Raw genomic sequence first — 17,766 nt, 5'->3', positions numbered from 1 at the left:
TGGAGCATGGCGATGACCACCCTGAGCTGGATTCGTGGTGTCAATGGCACCCTGGGCCGCCTGGCCCCTGAGCATGTCGCGGGCAAGATGCGTCGTGCCTTCATGACCCCGCGCAACCTGCCGCCGCGGGACTGGGAGCTGCCCATGCTGGCCAGCGCCGAGCGCATTACCCTGCGCTTCGGGCTGTCGGCCTTGCGTTGGGGCCAGGGGCCGACCGTGCTGCTGATGCATGGCTGGGAAGGGCGCCCGACCCAGTTTGCCGCCTTGATCGAAACCCTGGTCCAGGCCGGGCACACTGTAGTGTCGCTGGAGGGGCCGGGGCATGGGCGTTCGCCTGGCGAGCAGGCCAATGTGGTGCTGTTTGCCCGAGCGCTGCTTGAGGCTGCCGCCGAGTTACCGCCACTGCGTGCGGTCATTGGCCATTCCATGGGGGGGGCCAGTGTGTTGCTGGCCCTGCAGATGGGGTTGCGCACAGAATCGGCGGTAAGCATTGCGGCCCCGGCGCGGCTGCTAGGCGTGTTGCGAGGTTTTGCCCATCATCTGGGGTTGCCGGCGCGGGCACGGGCGGCGTTCATTCGCCAGATTGAGCGGGATGTGGGCATGCAGATCGCGCGGCTGGATGTGACCGGTTACCAGCTGGAATTGCCGGGGTTGGTGGTGCATGCCGCCGATGATGCCTTGGTGGCTCCCGATGAAGCCCATGTAATCCATAAGGCCTGGTTCGATAGCCGCCTGATGCTGCTGGAAGAGGGCGGCCACCAGCGGGTGCTGGCTGACCCGCGTCTGGGTGAAGCCGTGCTCGAATTGCTGGCCCGCGCAGCCGCACCGGCGCGGCAAAGCGCCTGATTGGCAGGCTGCCCCTGTCGTTGCAGGAGTGGCCGTGTCAGGACGGTAGGGCTGGACATTCTTCTGCAGGTCGCTGCTAAATTCACTTTTTGCGCCAAGGAAGCGAACATGAGCTGGGACCTGGCAACACCCTTCGTCATCGACCTGCGCGTCGGCAGCGAGGATATCGACGGCCTCGGCCACGCCAACAATGCAGTCTATGTCACCTGGCTGGAGCGCTGCGCGTGGCGCCACTCCCAGCGCCTGGGTCTGGACCTGGCCGAGTATCGGCGCCTGGACCGGGCGATGGCCGTGGTGCGTCACGAAATTGATTATCTGGCTGCCGCCTACGAGGACGACGAGCTGCAACTGGCCACCTGGATCATCGATTGGGACCAGCGGCTGCGCATGACCCGGCGCTTCCAGCTCAAGCGCCCACGTGACGGTGTAACCCTGCTGCGCGCGCAAACCACCTTTGCCTGCATCGAGTTGTCCAGCGGTAAACCCAAGCGTATGCCGGCGGAATTCATCGAGGGTTACGGTCCGGCGCTGATCGGCGCCTGAATCGCCGGCAATTTTTGTTAGACTGCCGGCTTTTTACCCCGAGACCCCAACATGCAAATTGCCCTGGCCCCCATGGAGGGGCTGGTCGACAACATCCTGCGCGACGTGCTGACGCGCGTGGGCGGTATCGACTGGTGCGTCACCGAGTTCATTCGCGTGTGCGACCGCCTGCTGCCGCCTTCTTCGTTCGACAAGCTGGCGCCCGAATTACGCCAGGGCGCGCGCACGGCTGCCGGGGTGCCCATGCGCGTGCAGTTGCTGGGTTCGGACCCGGTGTGCCTGGCGGAGAACGCCGCGCTGGCTTGTGAATTGGGGGCGCCGGTGATCGACCTGAACTTCGGTTGCCCGGCCAAGACCGTGAACAAGTCACGCGGTGGTGCCGTGCTGCTCAAGGAGCCGGAGTTGCTGCATGCCATCGTGCGTGAAGTACGCCATGCGGTTCCGGCGAATATCCCGGTCACGTCGAAGATGCGGCTGGGCTTCGACAGCCCTGATGGGGCGCTGGAGTGCGCCACGGCGCTGGCCGAAGGCGGTTCTGCGCACCTGGTGGTGCACGCACGGACCAAGGTCGAGGGCTACAAGCCACCCGCGCATTGGGAGTGGGTGGCGCGGGTACAGGATGTGGTCAAGGTGCCGGTGTTCGCCAATGGCGAGATCTGGACCGTCGACGACTGGCGGCGTTGCCGTGAAGTCAGTGGGGCCGAAGATATCATGCTGGGCCGTGGGCTGGTGTCGCGCCCAGACCTGGGCCTGCAGATAGCCGCCGCGCGTGAGGGGCGCGACTATCAGCCGATGAGCTGGGATGACCTGCTGCCGTTGTTGCGCGAGTTCTGGCGCCAGGCCCAGAACAAGTTGTCGCCGCGCTATGCGCCAGGGCGGATGAAGCAGTGGCTGGCGATGTTGACCCGCAGTTACCCCGAAGCGGTGGTGTTGTTTGCCGAGTTGCGTCGGGAGGATGATTGCGCGCGGATCAGCCGTTTGCTTGGGGTTGAGCCTCAAGCTCTGGAAGCATGTGTTGCCTGAGTCGGCTGCTTCGCGGGGTTACCGACGAAGCAGCCACCAGATCCCGTGCAAGAAATCAGATTTTTTCTGCTTGCCCCTTGAAAGCATTTCCCTCGGCCATATCTCTTGAGTACGCGATGCCGAAGTCGGGTCGCGTAATGACTTACTTGCTGATTCTCAGGAGTTTATGACCATGACCACCGCTTTCTCTCTCGCTCCACTCTTCCGCCATTCCGTTGGTTTCGACCGTTTCAACGACCTGTTCGAGTCCGCGGCGCGTAATGAGGCCGGTAGCAGCTACCCGCCCTACAACGTGGAAAAGCATGGTGATGACCACTACCGCATCGTGGTTGCCGCAGCCGGTTTCCAAGAGCAGGACCTCGACCTGCAGGTTGAAAAAGGTGTCCTGACCGTGACCGGTGGCAAGCGCGAAAATGGCGCCACTGAGGTGACCTACCTGCACCAAGGTATCGCGCAACGCGCCTTCAAGCTGTCGTTCCGCCTGGCCGACCATATCGAAGTCAAGGCCGCCGGCCTGGCCAATGGCCTGCTCAGCATCGACCTGCTGCGCATCGTGCCTGAAGAAGCCAAGGCCAAGCGCATCCCGATCAATGGCGACAAGCCAGCGCTGAACTGAAGGCGCAGATGTGAAGAAGGGCACCCTCGGGTGCCCTTCTTGCGTTTACACGCCGGCTCAATAATCTGCGGGCGCCTCCAGTAGCATCTGCCGAAACTCCGGCAACGGCAGCGGCCGGCTGTGCAGATACCCCTGGTACAGGTGGCAGCCCAGCCGTTCGAGAAACTCCAGCTGTTCGGTCAGCTCCACCCCTTCGGCAATCACCGCCAGGTCCAGGCTGCGGGCCATGGCGACGATGGCGCGGACGATTTCGGCGTCGTTGGGGTCGATCGGTGCATCGCGCACGAAGGTCTGGTCGATCTTCAACGCATCCACCGGCAAGCGCTTGAGGTAGGTCAGCGAGGAATAGCCGGTGCCAAAGTCATCCATGGCAAAACTCACCCCGTAGCGCTTCAGTTCGCGCATCTTGCTGATGGTGTCTTCCAGATTCTGGATGACAATGCCTTCGGTGATTTCCAGTTTCAGCATATGCCGCGGCAGGCGATAGTCGTCCAGGCTGCGCAGCACCCGGCCGACAAAGTCGTTCTGGCGGAACTGCCTGGGGCTGATGTTCACGCACAGGCTGAAGTCATCGGCGTCGATCAGCCCGTCGGTCAGCATGCGGGCGCAGGCGTCGCAGGCTTCGTCGAGAATCCAGCTGCCAACTTCAAGGATCAGGCCGCTTTCTTCCAGCACCTGAATGAACTGTGCGGGCGGTTGCTGGCCCAGTTGAGGGTGGTGCCAGCGCAGCAGCACTTCGGCGCCGACAATGCGGTTGTCGCGGGCATCCACCTGCGGCTGGAAGTGCAGCGCCAGTTCGCCACGGGCCAATGCCAGGCGCAGGTCGTTTTCCATGCGCAAGCGCTCGCTGGCGGCCTTCTGCATGGTGGTGTGGAACAGTTGGGTGGTGTTGCGTCCCGAGTCCTTGGCCCGGTACAGGGCGATATCGGCACGCTTGAGCAGGTCGGCCGGCGTGGCGCCGTGGTCGGGGATCAGTGCCACGCCGATGCTGGGTGTCACCTGCAGGCGCTGGCCATCCAGCGACATCGGCTCGGCCAGCAGTTCGCGCAGGGTGTCGGCCAGCTCGCGCACCTTCTCTTCCACCAGTTCGCGGCTGCCTTCCAGGCCGCTGAGCAGCACCACGAATTCGTCGCCACCCAGCCGCGCCACGGTGTCTTCCAGGCGCACGCTGGCCTCCAGTCGGGCGGTGATGATCTTCAGCACGGTGTCGCCCACCGGGTGGCCCAGCGAATCGTTGATGTGCTTGAAGTGGTCGAGGTCGAGGAACAGCAGGGCGCCGCGCAGGTTATGGCGCTTGAGCAGGGCGATCTGCTGGCTCAGGCGGTCCATCAGCAGGGCACGGTTTGGCAGGTTGGTCAGCGGGTCGTGGTAGGCCAGGTGGCGTATCTGTGCCTGGGCGTTCTTCAGCTGGCTGACGTCGCGGGCGTTCAGCAGCAGGCAGTCCACTTCATTGAGGGTTATCGGTTCCACCGAAACCTCAACGGTGAGGATATCGCCTCGTTTGTTGCGCCCGAGCATCTCGCGGTGGTGCACCCGGCCACGCTCGCGCAGTTCGGCCAGCAGTGCGCTGCGCTGCTTGTCGTCGGCCCAGATGCCGATCTCGTACACCGTGTGGCCCACCACTTCGGCTGCGCTGTAACCGGTCAGGCGGCAGAAGCCGTCATTGATTTCCAGGTAGCGGCCGCTGTGGCGTTCGGTGATGGTGATGGCGTCGGGGCTGGAGTGGAAGGCCTTGGCGAACTTTTCTTCGCTGGACTTGAGCGCGGCCTCGGCACGTTGCTGCTGGGTAATGTCGCGCAGGGTGGTAACGCTGCAGGGCTGGTCGTCGACGGTGATCAGGCGGCTGGAAATCACGCAGGTCAGGGGCGCGCCATTGCGGTGATTGACCACCACGGCAACATTGCTCAGGGCCTGCTCGCGGATCACTCGCTCGATACGTTGCGCGCGCTCGATGGACTCGGCCCACAGGCCGATCTCTTCTGCAGTGCGGCCAAGTACCTGTTCGCCGTTCCAGCCGAAGGTCTGGGTGAATGCCGGGTTGATCTCGATGAACTGGCCCGTGTCCTGGCGGGTGACGCAGATCGGGTCGGGGCTGACCTGGAACAGGCTGGCAAACTTCTCCTCCGAGGCGCTAAGGCGCTGCTCGCGTTCCACCTGGTCGGTAATGTCGAGCAGGGTGCCTGCCATGCGCAGCGGGTTGCCCTGCTCGTCGCGGTACAGCCGCGCGCGGCTTTCGATGTAGCGTGAAATGCCGCTTTCCAGCTGCACCCGGTAGGTAATCTGGTAATTGCCCGCAGGCCCTTCGCGCAGGCTGCGGTAGGCCTGGCGCATCGAATTGCGTTCCTGCTCCGGTACCCCTTCGAAAAACGCATCGAACGATTCATGAAAGGGGATCGGCGGTAGGCCGTGCAGCTGCGCGGCGCGGGCCGAGCCGTAGAGCATGCCGCTGGGGATGTGCCAGTCCCAGGTGCCCAGCTGCGCCGAGTCCAGGGCCAGGTCCAGGCGCTCCTGGCTGTCTTTCAGGGCCTGCTCGGCGCGCTTGCGTTCGGTGGTGTCGACGAAGGTACTGATCAGGAAGGTCACGCCCTCCAGCTCGATACCCTGGGTGCAGAGGATGCCGTCATGCACTTTGCCGCTGGTGGCGCGGAACTGCACCTCCATGATCAGCGGGCCGCCGTTGGCGCGGGTGGATTCCATGACCTGGTGGCGCTGTTCGGGGTTGACCCACAGGCCCAACTCCAGGCTGGTCTTGCCGATCACCTGGCTGCCGGGCCAGCCGAACATGTCCTCGAAATGCTGGTTCACTTCGAAAATCATGCCGTCGTGCCGACGGGTCAGCAAAATAGCGTTGGGGCTGAGGTGGAACAGCGTGGCGAAGCGCTTTTCCGAATTGATCAGCGCCGTTTCCCGTTCGCGCTGGCGGGTGATTTCGCGGATCACCCCGATCATCTGCGGCCGGCCCTGCGGGTCGTGGGTCAGGCTGCCGTTGATCTCAAGCCAGTGCAGGCTACCGTCCGGCCAGCGGATACGGTGGCGCATGGCCTGCTCCACGGGCTCGCCGTTGAACACCGCCTGGAACACCTGGCGGGTGCGGGCGCGATCCTCCTCGGGCAGCAGGTCCAGGTAATCGATATCGGCGGGCAGTGGCCGCTGCGGATCGAAGCCGAACAGGGCTTGGGTGCCCCGCGACCAGCTGACCCTGCCGCTTTCGATGTCCCACAGCCAGGCGCCCAGGCGCGCGCCGTTGAGCGCGGCCAGCAGTTGTGGCGCGTTCTGCCAGGCCTGCTCGGACTCCTGGGGATCAGCCGCAGGTATTCGCGGCAGGCGCAAAAAGCGGTTTGCTGATTTGGGCATCGGTACCAGACCTTTGGCGTATGACGCGTCCTTGGAATCGGAAATACCTGGCTGACGGCCGGTCAGGCGGGCCCTGCGTGGCTGTCGAGCAGGGCCATGAATGCCCTGGCCGCGTTCGATAGCGTACGCTCCGTGTGCAAGATGTAGCCTAGCTGGCGCGACAGCTGTATGCCGGGCAAAGCGATGGGTGCAACCTGTTCGTCGAGCATGGTGCGTGGCAGCACGCTCCAGGCCAGGCCGATCGACACCATCATCTTGATGGTTTCCAGGTAATTGGTACTCATGGCGATGTTTGGCGTCAGGCCCTGGCTTTCGAACAGGCGCTGGACAATATGGTGGGTAAAGGTATTGCCGCCGGGGAATACCGCTGGGTGGCGGGCGACGTCAGCCAGGCTGACCGCCTGGTTGCTGGCCAGTGGGTGCTCGGGGGCGGCGACGAAGTCCAGGGCGTCGTCCCACACCGGCACGGCCTTGACCAGGTGATGCGGTTCGGGCGCGAGGGTGATCACGGCAATTTCGGCGCGGCCATGCAGAATCTCGTCGTAGGCCTGTTCCGAATCCATGAACTGAATATCCAGCGCCACCGCCGGGTATTGACGGGTGAACGCCCGTAGCAGCGGGGGCAGGCGGTGCAGGCCGATGTGATGGCTGGTGGCCAGGGTCAGGCGACCGCTCACGGCCCCGGTCAGATTGGTCAGCGCCCGTCGGGTATCATCAAGGACGTTGAGGATCTGGTAGGCCCGTGGCAGCAGGGCGCGCCCGGCTTCGGTCAGGGTCACTTCGCGGCCCAGGCGGTCGAACAGGCGCACGTCCAACTGCTGTTCCAGGCCGGCGATGCGTTTGCTGATGGCCGGCTGGGTCAGGAACAGGCGTTCAGCCGCGCCGGAAAAGCTGCCGGTTTCGGCTATGGCGATAAAGGCACTGAGGTTGGCCAGGTCCATGGTTTTGTATTCCTTTGGGTTATCCAAAGCATAAAAATTATGAATTTGAGTTATTCAATCTAACCCCCTAGCATCGTCCGTACAAGCCAAGGGGTCTTTGGCATAGAAAGACGCTGATGAGGAACAGTCTGATGGCTGGCAAAACGCTCTACGACAAACTCTGGGAAGCCCATGAGGTCAAGCGCCGTGATGACGGCTCGTCCTTGATCTACATCGACCGCCACATCATCCACGAAGTGACGTCGCCCCAGGCCTTCGAAGGCCTGCGCCTGGCCAACCGCAAACCGTGGCGCATCGACACCAACATCGCCACGCCCGACCATAACGTGCCGACCACGCCAGAGCGCAAGGGCGGTATCGAGGCCATCGTCGACCAGGTGTCGCGCCTGCAGGTGCAGACCCTCGACGAGAACTGTGACGAATACGGCATCGTCGAATTCAAGATGAATGACGAGCGCCAAGGTATTGTCCATGTCATCAGCCCGGAGCAGGGTGCCACCTTGCCGGGCATGACCGTGGTCTGCGGTGACTCGCACACTTCCACCCACGGCGCCTTCGGTGCCTTGGCCCATGGCATCGGCACCTCCGAGGTCGAGCACGTGCTCGCCACCCAGTGCCTGGTCGCCAAGAAGATGAAGAACATGCTGGTGCGCGTGGAAGGCCAATTGCCAGCCGGCGTTACCGCCAAGGACATCGTGCTGGCCGTGATCGGCAAGATCGGCACGGCCGGTGGCAACGGCCACGCCATGGAGTTCGCTGGCAGCGCCATCCGCGAACTGTCGATGGAAGGCCGCATGACCATCTGCAACATGTCCATCGAAGCCGGTGCCCGTGTGGGCCTGGTGGCGACCGACGCCACTACCGTTGCCTACGTCGAAGGCCGCCCGTACGCGCCGAAAGGCGAGCAATGGAAGCAAGCGGTCGAATCGTGGAAAGACCTGGTGTCGGATGAAGACGCCGTGTTCGACACCGTGGTCGAGCTGGATGCCAGCCAGATCAAGCCACAGGTCAGCTGGGGCACTTCGCCCGAGATGGTCCTGGCCGTCGACCAGCGCGTACCGGACCCGGCTGCCGAAGCCGACCTGGTCAAGCGTGGTTCGATCGAGCGTGCGTTGAAGTACATGGGCCTGACCGCCAACCAGGCGATCACCGATATCAAACTGGACCGCGTGTTCATCGGCTCGTGCACCAATTCGCGTATCGAAGACCTGCGCGCCGCGGCGGAAATCGCCAAGGGCCGCAAGGTGGCCGCCAGCGTCAAGCAAGCCATCGTCGTACCGGGCTCGGGCCTGGTCAAAGCCCAGGCCGAGCGTGAAGGCCTGGACAAGATCTTCCTCGAAGCCGGTTTCGAATGGCGTGAACCAGGCTGCTCGATGTGCCTGGCGATGAACCCGGACCGCCTGGAGAGCGGCGAGCATTGCGCGTCCACCTCCAACCGCAACTTCGAAGGCCGCCAGGGCGCCGGTGGTCGTACCCACCTGGTCAGCCCGGCCATGGCCGCCGCTGCTGCGGTAGCCGGCCATTTCATCGATGTCCGCGAGTTGATCCAAGGGAGCGCAGCATGAAAGCCTTTACCCAGCACACTGGCCTCGTCGCGCCGTTGGACCGTGCCAACGTCGACACCGACCAGATCATCCCCAAGCAGTTCTTGAAGTCGATCAAGCGCACCGGCTTTGGCCCGAACCTGTTCGACGAGTGGCGTTACCTGGACGTGGGCCAGCCCTACCAGGACAACAGCAAGCGCCCGGTCAACCAGGAGTTTGTGCTCAACCACGCGCGCTACCAGGGTGCCAGCGTGTTGCTGGCGCGGGAGAACTTCGGTTGCGGCTCCAGCCGCGAGCACGCCCCGTGGGCGCTGGACGAATATGGCTTCCGTAGCATCATCGCGCCGAGCTTTGCCGATATCTTCTTCAACAACAGCTTCAAGAACGGCTTGCTGCCGATCATCCTCAGCGATGAGGAAGTCGACGAGCTGTTCAAGCAGGTCGAAGCCAACCCGGGCTACCAACTGACCATCGACTTGCAGGCCCAGGCGGTGACTCGCCCGGATGGCAAGGTACTGCACTTCGAGATCGACGCGTTCCGCAAGCACTGCCTGCTCAACGGCCTGGACGATATCGGCCTGACCTTGCAGGACAGCGATGCGATCAAGGCCTTCGAAGGCAAGCACCGCGCCGGGCAGCCTTGGCTGTTCCGTGATGCCTGAGTGATATAGCAGTGAGTGCTGGCCTTGCGGGAGCGGGGTTGTCCCGCGATGAGGCCGGCACTGGTGATGACAATCGAAAGGAATGCTCCCATGACCAGCACCACCCACACCGACGTGGTCCAACGCCAGTTCGGCGAACAGGCCAACGCCTACTTCAGCAGCGCCGTGCACGCCCAGGGCAGTGAGTTTGCCCTGCTGCAGGCCGAGCTGGCAGGGCAGGCCCATGCTCGCGTGCTGGACCTGGGCTGCGGTGCCGGTCATGTCAGCTTCCACGTCGCCCCGCTGGTCGCCGAGGTGGTCGCCTACGACCTCTCGCAATCCATGCTCGACGTGGTCGCCAGCGCCGCTGCCGAGCGCGGCCTGGCCAATATCGCCACCGAGCGCGGCGCCGCCGAACGCCTGCCGTTCGCCGATGCCTCGTTCGACTTCGTCTTCAGCCGCTACTCGGCCCATCACTGGAGCGACCTGGGCCTGGCCCTGCGCGAAGTGCGCCGGGTGCTCAAGCCGGGTGGCGTGGCGGCGTTCATCGACGTGATGTCGCCGGGCAGCCCGTTGCTCGACACCTACCTGCAAACGGTCGAAGTGTTGCGCGACACCAGCCATGTGCGCGACTACTCCGCCGCCGAATGGCAGCGCCAGGTCAGCGAAGCCGGCCTGCATGTGCGCAGCCACACCCGTCAACCGCTGCGCCTGGAGTGGAACACCTGGGTAGAGCGCATGCGCACCCCAGAACCGATGCGAGTGGCCATCCGCCAATTGCAGCAAGCCATGGGCGAAGAAGTACGGCAGTATTACCAAATCGAGGCCGATGGCTCGTTCAGCACCGATGTGCTGGTGCTGTGGGCCGAGCGTTAAGCACTTTTCGGTGGGGCCCGTTTGGCCGCACCGCGTGAATGGATAGAGGAAAGCATGAGCAAGCAGATTCTGATTCTCCCAGGTGACGGTATCGGCCCGGAAATCATGGCCGAAGCGGTCAAGGTGCTGGAGCTGGCCAACGACAAGTTCCAGCTCGGTTTCAGCCTGGCGCACGACGTGATCGGCGGTGCCGCCATCGACAAGCACGGCGTGCCACTGGCCGACGAAACCCTGGAGCGTGCGCGCCAGGCCGATGCCGTGCTGCTGGGCGCCGTGGGTGGCCCGAAGTGGGACAAGATCGAGCGAGACATTCGCCCGGAGCGCGGCCTGCTGAAAATCCGTTCGCAACTGGGCCTGTTCGCCAACCTGCGCCCGGCCATCCTCTACCCGCAACTGGCCGATGCCTCGTCGCTGAAGCCGGAAATCGTTTCGGGCCTGGACATCCTCATCGTTCGTGAGCTGACCGGTGGTATCTACTTCGGTGCCCCGCGTGGCCAGCGCGAGCTGGAAGGCGGCGAGCGCCAGGCCTACGACACCCTGCCTTACAGCGAGAGCGAAGTGCGCCGCATTGCCCGTGTCGGCTTCGACATGGCCCGCGTGCGCGGCAAGAAGCTGTGCTCGGTGGACAAGGCCAACGTCCTGGCCTCCAGCCAGCTGTGGCGTGAAGTGGTCGAAGACGTGGCCAAGGACTACCCGGATGTGGAACTGAGCCACATGTACGTCGACAACGCGGCCATGCAGCTCGTTCGTGCCCCCAAACAGTTCGACGTGATGGTGACCGACAACATGTTCGGTGACATTCTGTCGGATGAAGCTTCCATGCTGACCGGTTCCATCGGCATGCTGCCTTCGGCGTCGTTGGATGCCGACAACAAGGGCATGTACGAGCCGTGCCACGGCTCGGCGCCGGACATCGCAGGCCTTGGCATCGCCAACCCGCTGGCGACCATCCTGTCGGTGTCGATGATGCTGCGTTACAGCTTCAATCAGTCGGCTGCCGCCGAGGCGATCGAGAAGGCCGTGAGCCTGGTTCTGGACCAGGGCCTGCGCACCGGCGACATCTTCTCCGAAGGCTGCCGCAAAGTTGGTACGCAGGAAATGGGCGACGCAGTAGTCGCAGCGCTGCGGAATCTGTAATCTCTCTGGCCCGCCACCCAAAATTCCCGGTGGCGGCCCACTTTTAGCAAAGGTGTAGTTGCGATGAAACGTGTAGGTCTGATCGGTTGGCGCGGTATGGTCGGTTCCGTGCTCATGCAGCGGATGCTGGAGGAGCAGGACTTCGACCTTATCGAGCCGGTGTTCTTCACTACCTCCAATGTTGGCGGCCAGGGCCCGAACGTGGGCAAGGATACAGCGCCACTGAAGGACGCTTATTCGATTGAAGAACTCAAGACCCTCGACGTGATCCTGACCTGCCAGGGCGGCGACTACACCAACGAGGTCTTCCCCAAGCTGCGTGAAGCCGGCTGGCAGGGGTACTGGATCGACGCCGCTTCGTCCCTGCGTATGCAGGATGACGCCGTGATCGTCCTCGACCCGGTCAACCGCAAGGTCATCGACCAGCAGCTGGACGCCGGTACCAAGAACTACATCGGCGGCAACTGCACCGTCAGCCTGATGCTGATGGGCCTGGGCGGCCTGTTCGAAGCCGGGCTGGTCGAGTGGATGAGCGCCATGACCTACCAGGCGGCCTCGGGTGCCGGCGCGCAGAACATGCGCGAGCTGATCAAGCAGATGGGCGCCACCCATGCCGCCGTTGCCGAAGACCTGGCCAACCCGGCCAGCGCCATCCTCGACATCGACCGCAAGGTTGCCGAGGCCATGCGCAGCGAAGCGTTCCCGACCGAAAACTTCGGCGTGCCGCTGGCTGGCAGCCTGATCCCGTGGATCGACAAGGAACTACCGAACGGCCAGAGCCGCGAAGAGTGGAAGGCACAGGCCGAGACCAACAAAATTCTCGGTCGTTTCAAGAGCCCGATCCCGGTCGATGGCATCTGCGTGCGAATCGGCGCCATGCGTTGCCACAGCCAGGCGCTGACCATCAAATTGAACAAAGACGTGCCGATCGCCGACATCGAAGGCATGATCAGCCAGCACAACCCATGGGTGAAGCTGGTGCCTAACCAGCGTGAAATCAGCATGCAGGAACTGACCCCAACCAAGGTCACCGGCACCCTGAACATCCCGGTTGGCCGCCTGCGCAAGCTGAACATGGGTTCGCAGTACCTGGGCGCGTTCACCGTGGGTGACCAGCTGCTGTGGGGCGCCGCCGAACCGCTGCGCCGCATGCTGCGGATTCTGCTGGAGCGTTGATCGCTCTGCTTTGACTAAAAACCCGCGCTGGTGACAGCGCGGGTTTTTTATTACCAGCATGCGGCGCGGCTCCTACAAAAATCGCCTTCTGCCAGGCTTTTTTTGTTTTGTAACAGCGGCGTCCTGGAGTGGCAAAATGCCTGGATTAACGAGAAATATTCTCATTATAATCGGCCTCCCCAGTTTGCCTGAGCATAGGAAAGTGCTGACGTGCTGGAACAACTCTTCAACGAACATGCCACCGCCTTGCACCGCTACCTGCTGCGCAAGAACTGCACGCCCAGCCTGGCAGCGGACATCGTCCAGGAAACGTTCCTGCGCCTGGCACAGATGGATGGAGTAGAGCGGCTGCTCGCGACCCCGGCCTACCTGTTCCGCGTTGCCCACAACCTGATGATCGACCATCATCGGCGCTATGGCAGCAAGCGCTACGAGGCCGAGCCGGCCAGTATCTTCGACGGCCTGATCGATGAAGCCAGTTCGCCAGAGGACCAGGCCCTGGGCGCATTAGAGCTTGAGCGCCTGCACGCAACCCTGGAGTTGCTGCCCGAGCGCACCCGCAACGTGTTCCTGCTGTGCCGGGTGGAGGGCATGACGCACAAAGAGGCTGCCGAGTATTTACGAATTTCCACAAGTTCCGTACAAAAACACCTGGCCAGTGCCCTGGCCAGGATCGGCCGAGGGCTTGAGCCTGATCACTAGACCAGGCGCTGACCTGGCCGGGCTACCAGAAAAACACCAACAGGCAGCAAACACCGCACCGTGAACCCCTCAGAACCTGTTGACCCGATCGAGCGCAAGGCCGCCGATTGGGTCATGAAACACCGTCAAGGTCGCCTCGGTCCCGCCGAGCAAGCGGCCTATCGGCGTTGGCTGGAAGCCGACCCCCGGCATGCTGCCGTCGCCCAGCGCCTCGACCGCGCCTGGCAAGCCAGTGCGGCGCTGCGTCAGGGGTATGTGCGGCCACCGCGTCCAGCTCGCGCCGCCGGGCCGCAGGGCTGGCTACAGGCTATATGGCAACGGCCATGGGCCAGTGGTGGCGTACTCAGCGGATTCGCGATGGCCTGTTGGTTGTGGCTGGCGCCGCCATTCTGGGTGCAGGGCCTGGGCGCCGACTACCAGACCGGCTATGGCGAAGTGCGCCATGTCACATTGGGCGATGGTAGCCAGCTTGTGCTGGGCAGCCGCAGTATTCTCAGCATCGCGTATGACGGCCAGCGACGTATGGTGCGCCTCAAGCACGGCGAGGCAGTCTTCAGCCCTTCACCCGTTGGCGAAGCGGAGCCACGACCCTTCACTGTCAGCACGCCAGGGGCAACCATCACCGCTCGTGGCACTCGTTATCTGGTCGCGGTCGACAAGGATGACCGCTCTGGCTGGGTGGGCGTGCTGCAGCACAGCGTTGAAATCAACCTGGTTTCCCATGGCCTGGACGATGCTTCGGCATCTGCCGTGCTGCAGCAAGGCGACAGTCTGTATTTCGGCCCACATGCCGGGCTCAAGCCACTGGAGCAATCCCCGGAGGAACTGGCCAGCTGGCAGGAGGGCAGGGTGGTGCTGCGCCAGCAGACCCTGGCCCAGGCAGTCGAGCAGTTAGGCCGTTATCGCGCAGGGTTGACGCTGGTGCGCGGCGATGCGCTGCGGCGCCTGCCGGTGAATGCCGTGGCACGGGTCGACCACGTCGATGACTCCCTGAGGCAGTTGGCCAAGCAGGCACATGCCCGGGTGCTGGAGCTTCCAGGTCTAATGCTGATTTACTGATCTAAAAAAACCATTTAATAGATCATATCGCTCTACTGTGTTTTCCAGCTTCGCACGTTACTGAATGCAAATAACTCTTATTTGTCTTTAGCTAGGGTGCTTGGAAACGATGTCAAAGGGAGCTTCAGGGCGTCTTGCCCCCCAACGTGGAACGCTGAGCCTGGGGATTCAGCTGGCACTGTTGGCCTGCTGCGGCGCCACGCCGGTACTGCCTGCCATGGCCGCCACCGACCCGGCTGGCGACGCACGCAGCCAGGCCGGCCAGTACCATCAATTCGATGTGAAGGGCGGGGCACTTGAAGATGCCATGTTGCAGCTGGCACGCCAGGCGGGCGCCGAGCTTTACCTGACCGGCGAGGCCTTCAATGGCCTGTACGCCAACCCGGTACAGGGCCGTTTCTCTCTGGAAGGTGCGCTCAAGCAATTGCTGAGTGGTTTGCCGATCAGCTTCAGCCTGAGTGGCGGGCCCGACCGCCCGGTGATCCACCTGCAATCGGCCACCAGCGCTGGCACCGATGACCTTCACCCGACCTACGTGTACGGCCAGCGTGACGGCCGCTCGCGGGACGAGAAGGGCTACAGCGACATCTACGACCAGGACATTTCCACCGTCTACGCCGGCAAGGAGCAGATCGAGCGCTACAAGGGCGCCGCCCCCGCCGACGTGTTCAAGGGCATGCTCAACGTCTACAGCGGCGACGCCCGCAACAGTGGTGCGCTGGACCCGAACGTACGTGGCATCCAGGGCCCTGGGCGGGTGCCGCTGACCATCGACGGCACCGAGCAGGCGCTGACCGTGTACCGCGGCTACATGGGGGCCAACAACCGCAACTACATCGACCCCAACCTGATCGGTTCGATCAAGGTAATTAAGGGGCCGAACCTGGAGCGCAATGTCTACAGCGGCGTTGGTGGCGCGGTGGTGGTCAATACCCTGAGCGTCGATGACATCCTCAAGGAGGGCGAAGCATTCGGCGGCGAGTTCAAGATCGAGGGCAGCAACAATTCGGTATCCCCGAAGCTGCCCACACTGATGACCGGGCAGATGCCCGGTGCGGATTACCAGTACATTCCGATCAATTCGTACTACGACCCGTCGCTGTACAAGCACCCGCGTACCAGTAGCAGCAACGACCTGCTGTCGAGTGACGACAAGGCCTATCGGTTGGCACTGGGTACGCGCCAGGAGCATTTCGACCTGATGGGCGCCTACGCCTACCGGGAAAAGGGCAACCACTACGCGGGCAAGAAAAAGAGCAGTTACTACGCCAGTGGCGAGTTGGTGGATGGCAAGTGGGACTACGTGCCCAATCTGGCGCGCATCTACAAGCCTGGCGATGAAGTACCGAACAGTTCCAGCAAGATGGAGTCGTGGCTGGCCAAGGCTACCTGGAAGATCGACGAGGGCCAGCGCCTGGAATTTGGCTACCGTGCCACTGACTCGTTGTATGGCGAGATCCTGCCCTCGCGTATTTCATTCTTCACGCCGGGGAGTACCTATGATGCCGCGACCTACGGCGTGCCGCAGTGGCCGCTGAGCCATGTAGACAGCAAGGCCTATAACGTGGAGTACAAGCTCAACCCAGAAGACAACCGCTGGGTCGACTTCTACTCGAACTTGTGGATGACCCGGACCGTCAGCGATACCTACAGTTCGGGTGGCGTTCCCAACGAAACCACCGCGCAGAATCCCGAATTTCGTAATACCGCTGTGGCCAATGCCAAGCATGACCGAGCCGGGCTCACTGTCAGCAACAAGCTGAAGCTGCTGGACAGCCTCGACCTGACGTTGGGCGGGAGCTACCAGCATGAAAAGCTAAGTTCGGGCGACAGCATCTATGACCCGACCACGTTCTCGGCAACGCGTCTGTTTCCCAGGGCCGGGCGTCGCGAAGAGCAGGAATACAACTTCAACTTCGATTGGCAGCCCGTTTCCTTTGCACGCTTCACAGCGGGTGGGCGCTACTCCTCGTACTGGTCGTTCGATGATTTTCTCAAGCGTCAGCAGCGTGACACGGGCGTGAGTACCCAGGTTGTCCCAAGCGGTAAAGAGCTCTGGTATACCACGCGTAAACAGCTGTCGCAGGAGGAGTGGCGCGCAGTTGTGGATGAAAAACTTCAATTCGCACAAATGTTCTGGGACATGTTCGGCTATAGCGAAGCCGAACGGCAGGCTGATAAGGCATCTATTGAAGCGAGTACGCCGTACGTTCTCGATGTGGACCAGAAAAAACACTGGGCGCATGACGGCAAGGGAAAGTATCAGCGTAGTAACAACCCGTGCATCGCGGCTGCAGCCGCTGGCGAGGAAATAGTGACATGCAGCGCTGCCCTGTACAGCGGTGCTGCAGATGCTGTCGACAGTGAGGGTAATCTGGTCAATCAGGCAGTCGATACCTCTGCGCGGCACCGCAAGGATCAGGGGTGGGTGCCCAACCTGTCCGCCACATTCTACACGTCGGAGAACGGCCGATTTTACCTTCGTTACAGCGAAGCGATCCGTTACCCAAGCATGTTCGAAAGTACCGTTGGTTTCTCGGCTTCGCTGACGCCATGGGACTTGAAGCCTGAACATGCGCATAACTATGAAGTCGCCTATATCCATAACCTGAGTGGTTGGTGGGGCAGTGAGCAGGCGGATGTAAAGCTAACGTATTATCACAACACGACCAATGACGTCATCGAGCGTAGCCCGCAGTTGGTGTTCTCCAATATAGAGAAACAAACTACCGCAGGCGTTGAGTTACAAGGCCGATACGATAATGGCGGTTTTTTCACTGACTTGAGCGTGGCGCATGTGCTCAAGAATGAAGTGTGCGATGAAAACTCGGCGATGCAACTGGACGCCACCGGCGCTACCCCGAACTGCGTGGATGACGGCTTTATCGGTGGTTACCTGGTGGGTATGGCAATGCCTGAATGGTCCGCCAACCTTGGGTTGGGCGCACGTTTCCTTGACCGTCGCCTGGAAGTGGGTGGGCGTGTCATTTACTACAAGGGACATGACAGCAAGTTTCACAGTAACTACAGCGGTAATCCCATGGTTAGTTACTACCTGAATACGCCATTGTCCTGGGATGACATTGTGACCTACGACGCGTATGTCAACTACAAGCTCACCGACGACGTGAGTGTCGAGTTGGTCGGTACCAACCTGACCAATCTCTATTATTTGGACCCTTTGACCCGGTCGGCCATGCCCGCACCAGGCCGAACACTGAAAATCGGTTTAACAGCAAACTTCTGAGGTGAATTGATTATGGACGGGTGAACGGCGCCGAACGTCGGACGTGCTTGTGTGTTGGATA

The 17,766-nt window shown here is 62.3% G+C and carries 14 protein-coding genes; 12 read left to right on the top strand and 2 right to left on the bottom strand.

Features of this window, described 5'->3' with window-relative positions; all coding sequences use genetic code 11:
- The first annotated feature begins 12 nt into the window (after window positions 1-12).
- The 4 genes from Q9451_RS22970 to Q9451_RS22955 all read left to right on the top strand — a co-directional run bounded on the left by Q9451_RS22970 (window position 13) and on the right by Q9451_RS22955 (window position 3,028).
- On the top strand, window positions 13-846 hold the full coding sequence (locus Q9451_RS22970) for an alpha/beta fold hydrolase (RefSeq protein WP_012271182.1): 834 nt from the start codon (window positions 13-15) through the stop codon (window positions 844-846).
- Between the two features lie 108 nt (window positions 847-954).
- Window positions 955-1,389, top strand: a complete 435-nt coding sequence (locus Q9451_RS22965) for a thioesterase family protein (protein WP_012271183.1) — start codon at window positions 955-957, stop codon at window positions 1,387-1,389.
- A 51-nt stretch (window positions 1,390-1,440) separates the two neighbouring features.
- Window positions 1,441-2,412: a tRNA-dihydrouridine synthase gene (locus tag Q9451_RS22960; protein WP_012271184.1), complete on the top strand. Its 972-nt coding sequence runs from the start codon at window positions 1,441-1,443 to the stop codon at window positions 2,410-2,412.
- A 172-nt stretch (window positions 2,413-2,584) separates the two neighbouring features.
- The gene (locus Q9451_RS22955; RefSeq protein ID WP_012271185.1) at window positions 2,585-3,028 is read left to right on the top strand and encodes an Hsp20 family protein; all 444 of its coding nucleotides are present in this window, start codon (window positions 2,585-2,587) and stop codon (window positions 3,026-3,028) included.
- A gap of 57 nt (window positions 3,029-3,085) precedes the next feature.
- On the opposite strand, the gene Q9451_RS22950 is transcribed toward Q9451_RS22955, so the two are convergent.
- Both Q9451_RS22950 and Q9451_RS22945 read right to left on the bottom strand, forming a co-directional pair.
- Window positions 3,086-6,382 (bottom strand): PAS domain S-box protein, encoded by a 3,297-nt coding sequence (locus Q9451_RS22950; protein ID WP_012271186.1) that lies wholly within the window; start codon window positions 6,380-6,382, stop codon window positions 3,086-3,088.
- 62 nt (window positions 6,383-6,444) lie between these two features.
- Window positions 6,445-7,323 carry a LysR family transcriptional regulator gene (locus tag Q9451_RS22945; RefSeq protein ID WP_012271187.1) on the bottom strand — a complete coding sequence of 293 codons (879 nt, stop codon included), beginning with the start codon at window positions 7,321-7,323 and terminating at the stop codon, window positions 6,445-6,447.
- A 131-nt stretch (window positions 7,324-7,454) separates the two neighbouring features.
- On the opposite strand from Q9451_RS22945, the gene leuC reads away from it, so the two are divergent.
- The 8 genes from leuC (at window position 7,455) to Q9451_RS22905 (ending at window position 17,705) form a co-directional block, all read left to right on the top strand.
- Window positions 7,455-8,888 (top strand): 3-isopropylmalate dehydratase large subunit, encoded by a 1,434-nt coding sequence (gene leuC, locus Q9451_RS22940; protein ID WP_012271188.1) that lies wholly within the window; start codon window positions 7,455-7,457, stop codon window positions 8,886-8,888.
- Entirely contained in the window at window positions 8,885-9,529 is a 645-nt protein-coding gene (leuD, locus tag Q9451_RS22935) for a 3-isopropylmalate dehydratase small subunit (RefSeq protein ID WP_012271189.1), read from the top strand. Before leuC ends, leuD begins: the two co-directional genes overlap by 4 nt.
- A gap of 90 nt (window positions 9,530-9,619) precedes the next feature.
- Complete coding sequence (locus Q9451_RS22930) at window positions 9,620-10,384, top strand: class I SAM-dependent methyltransferase (RefSeq protein ID WP_012271190.1); 765 nt, start codon at window positions 9,620-9,622, stop codon at window positions 10,382-10,384.
- 54 nt (window positions 10,385-10,438) lie between these two features.
- Entirely contained in the window at window positions 10,439-11,521 is a 1,083-nt protein-coding gene (gene leuB, locus Q9451_RS22925; protein WP_012271191.1) for a 3-isopropylmalate dehydrogenase, read from the top strand.
- A gap of 63 nt (window positions 11,522-11,584) precedes the next feature.
- The gene (asd, locus tag Q9451_RS22920; protein WP_012271192.1) at window positions 11,585-12,697 is read left to right on the top strand and encodes an aspartate-semialdehyde dehydrogenase; all 1,113 of its coding nucleotides are present in this window, start codon (window positions 11,585-11,587) and stop codon (window positions 12,695-12,697) included.
- 210 nt (window positions 12,698-12,907) lie between these two features.
- Window positions 12,908-13,399 carry an RNA polymerase sigma factor gene (locus Q9451_RS22915; RefSeq protein WP_012271193.1) on the top strand — a complete coding sequence of 164 codons (492 nt, stop codon included), beginning with the start codon at window positions 12,908-12,910 and terminating at the stop codon, window positions 13,397-13,399.
- 114 nt (window positions 13,400-13,513) lie between these two features.
- Window positions 13,514-14,458 carry a FecR domain-containing protein gene (locus Q9451_RS22910; RefSeq protein WP_012271194.1) on the top strand — a complete coding sequence of 315 codons (945 nt, stop codon included), beginning with the start codon at window positions 13,514-13,516 and terminating at the stop codon, window positions 14,456-14,458.
- A gap of 109 nt (window positions 14,459-14,567) precedes the next feature.
- Entirely contained in the window at window positions 14,568-17,705 is a 3,138-nt protein-coding gene (locus Q9451_RS22905) for a TonB-dependent receptor (RefSeq protein WP_012271195.1), read from the top strand.
- Window positions 17,706-17,766: the final 61 nt, after the last annotated feature.

The organism is Pseudomonas sp. NY8896, from assembly GCF_039634505.1.
The sequence above is the reverse complement of the archived record's forward strand: the minus strand, read 5'-3'. Positions and strand labels throughout refer to the sequence as shown.

Bases quoted from the DNA above. Each gene is read 5' to 3' on its own strand.
- Q9451_RS22905 (WP_012271195.1), top strand. From the start codon at position 14,568: ATGTCAAAGGGAGCTTCAGGGCGTCTTGCCCCCCAACGTGGAACGCTG.
- Q9451_RS22960 (WP_012271184.1), top strand. From the start codon at position 1,441: ATGCAAATTGCCCTGGCCCCCATGGAGGGGCTGGTCGACAACATCCTG.
- Q9451_RS22945 (WP_012271187.1), bottom strand. From the start codon at position 7,323: ATGGACCTGGCCAACCTCAGTGCCTTTATCGCCATAGCCGAAACCGGC.
- leuC (WP_012271188.1), top strand. From the start codon at position 7,455: ATGGCTGGCAAAACGCTCTACGACAAACTCTGGGAAGCCCATGAGGTC.
- Q9451_RS22965 (WP_012271183.1), top strand. From the start codon at position 955: ATGAGCTGGGACCTGGCAACACCCTTCGTCATCGACCTGCGCGTCGGC.
- Q9451_RS22950 (WP_012271186.1), bottom strand. From the start codon at position 6,382: ATGCCCAAATCAGCAAACCGCTTTTTGCGCCTGCCGCGAATACCTGCG.
- Q9451_RS22955 (WP_012271185.1), top strand. From the start codon at position 2,585: ATGACCACCGCTTTCTCTCTCGCTCCACTCTTCCGCCATTCCGTTGGT.
- Q9451_RS22930 (WP_012271190.1), top strand. From the start codon at position 9,620: ATGACCAGCACCACCCACACCGACGTGGTCCAACGCCAGTTCGGCGAA.
- leuD (WP_012271189.1), top strand. From the start codon at position 8,885: ATGAAAGCCTTTACCCAGCACACTGGCCTCGTCGCGCCGTTGGACCGT.
- leuB (WP_012271191.1), top strand. From the start codon at position 10,439: ATGAGCAAGCAGATTCTGATTCTCCCAGGTGACGGTATCGGCCCGGAA.
- asd (WP_012271192.1), top strand. From the start codon at position 11,585: ATGAAACGTGTAGGTCTGATCGGTTGGCGCGGTATGGTCGGTTCCGTG.
- Q9451_RS22910 (WP_012271194.1), top strand. From the start codon at position 13,514: ATGAAACACCGTCAAGGTCGCCTCGGTCCCGCCGAGCAAGCGGCCTAT.
- Q9451_RS22970 (WP_012271182.1), top strand. From the start codon at position 13: ATGACCACCCTGAGCTGGATTCGTGGTGTCAATGGCACCCTGGGCCGC.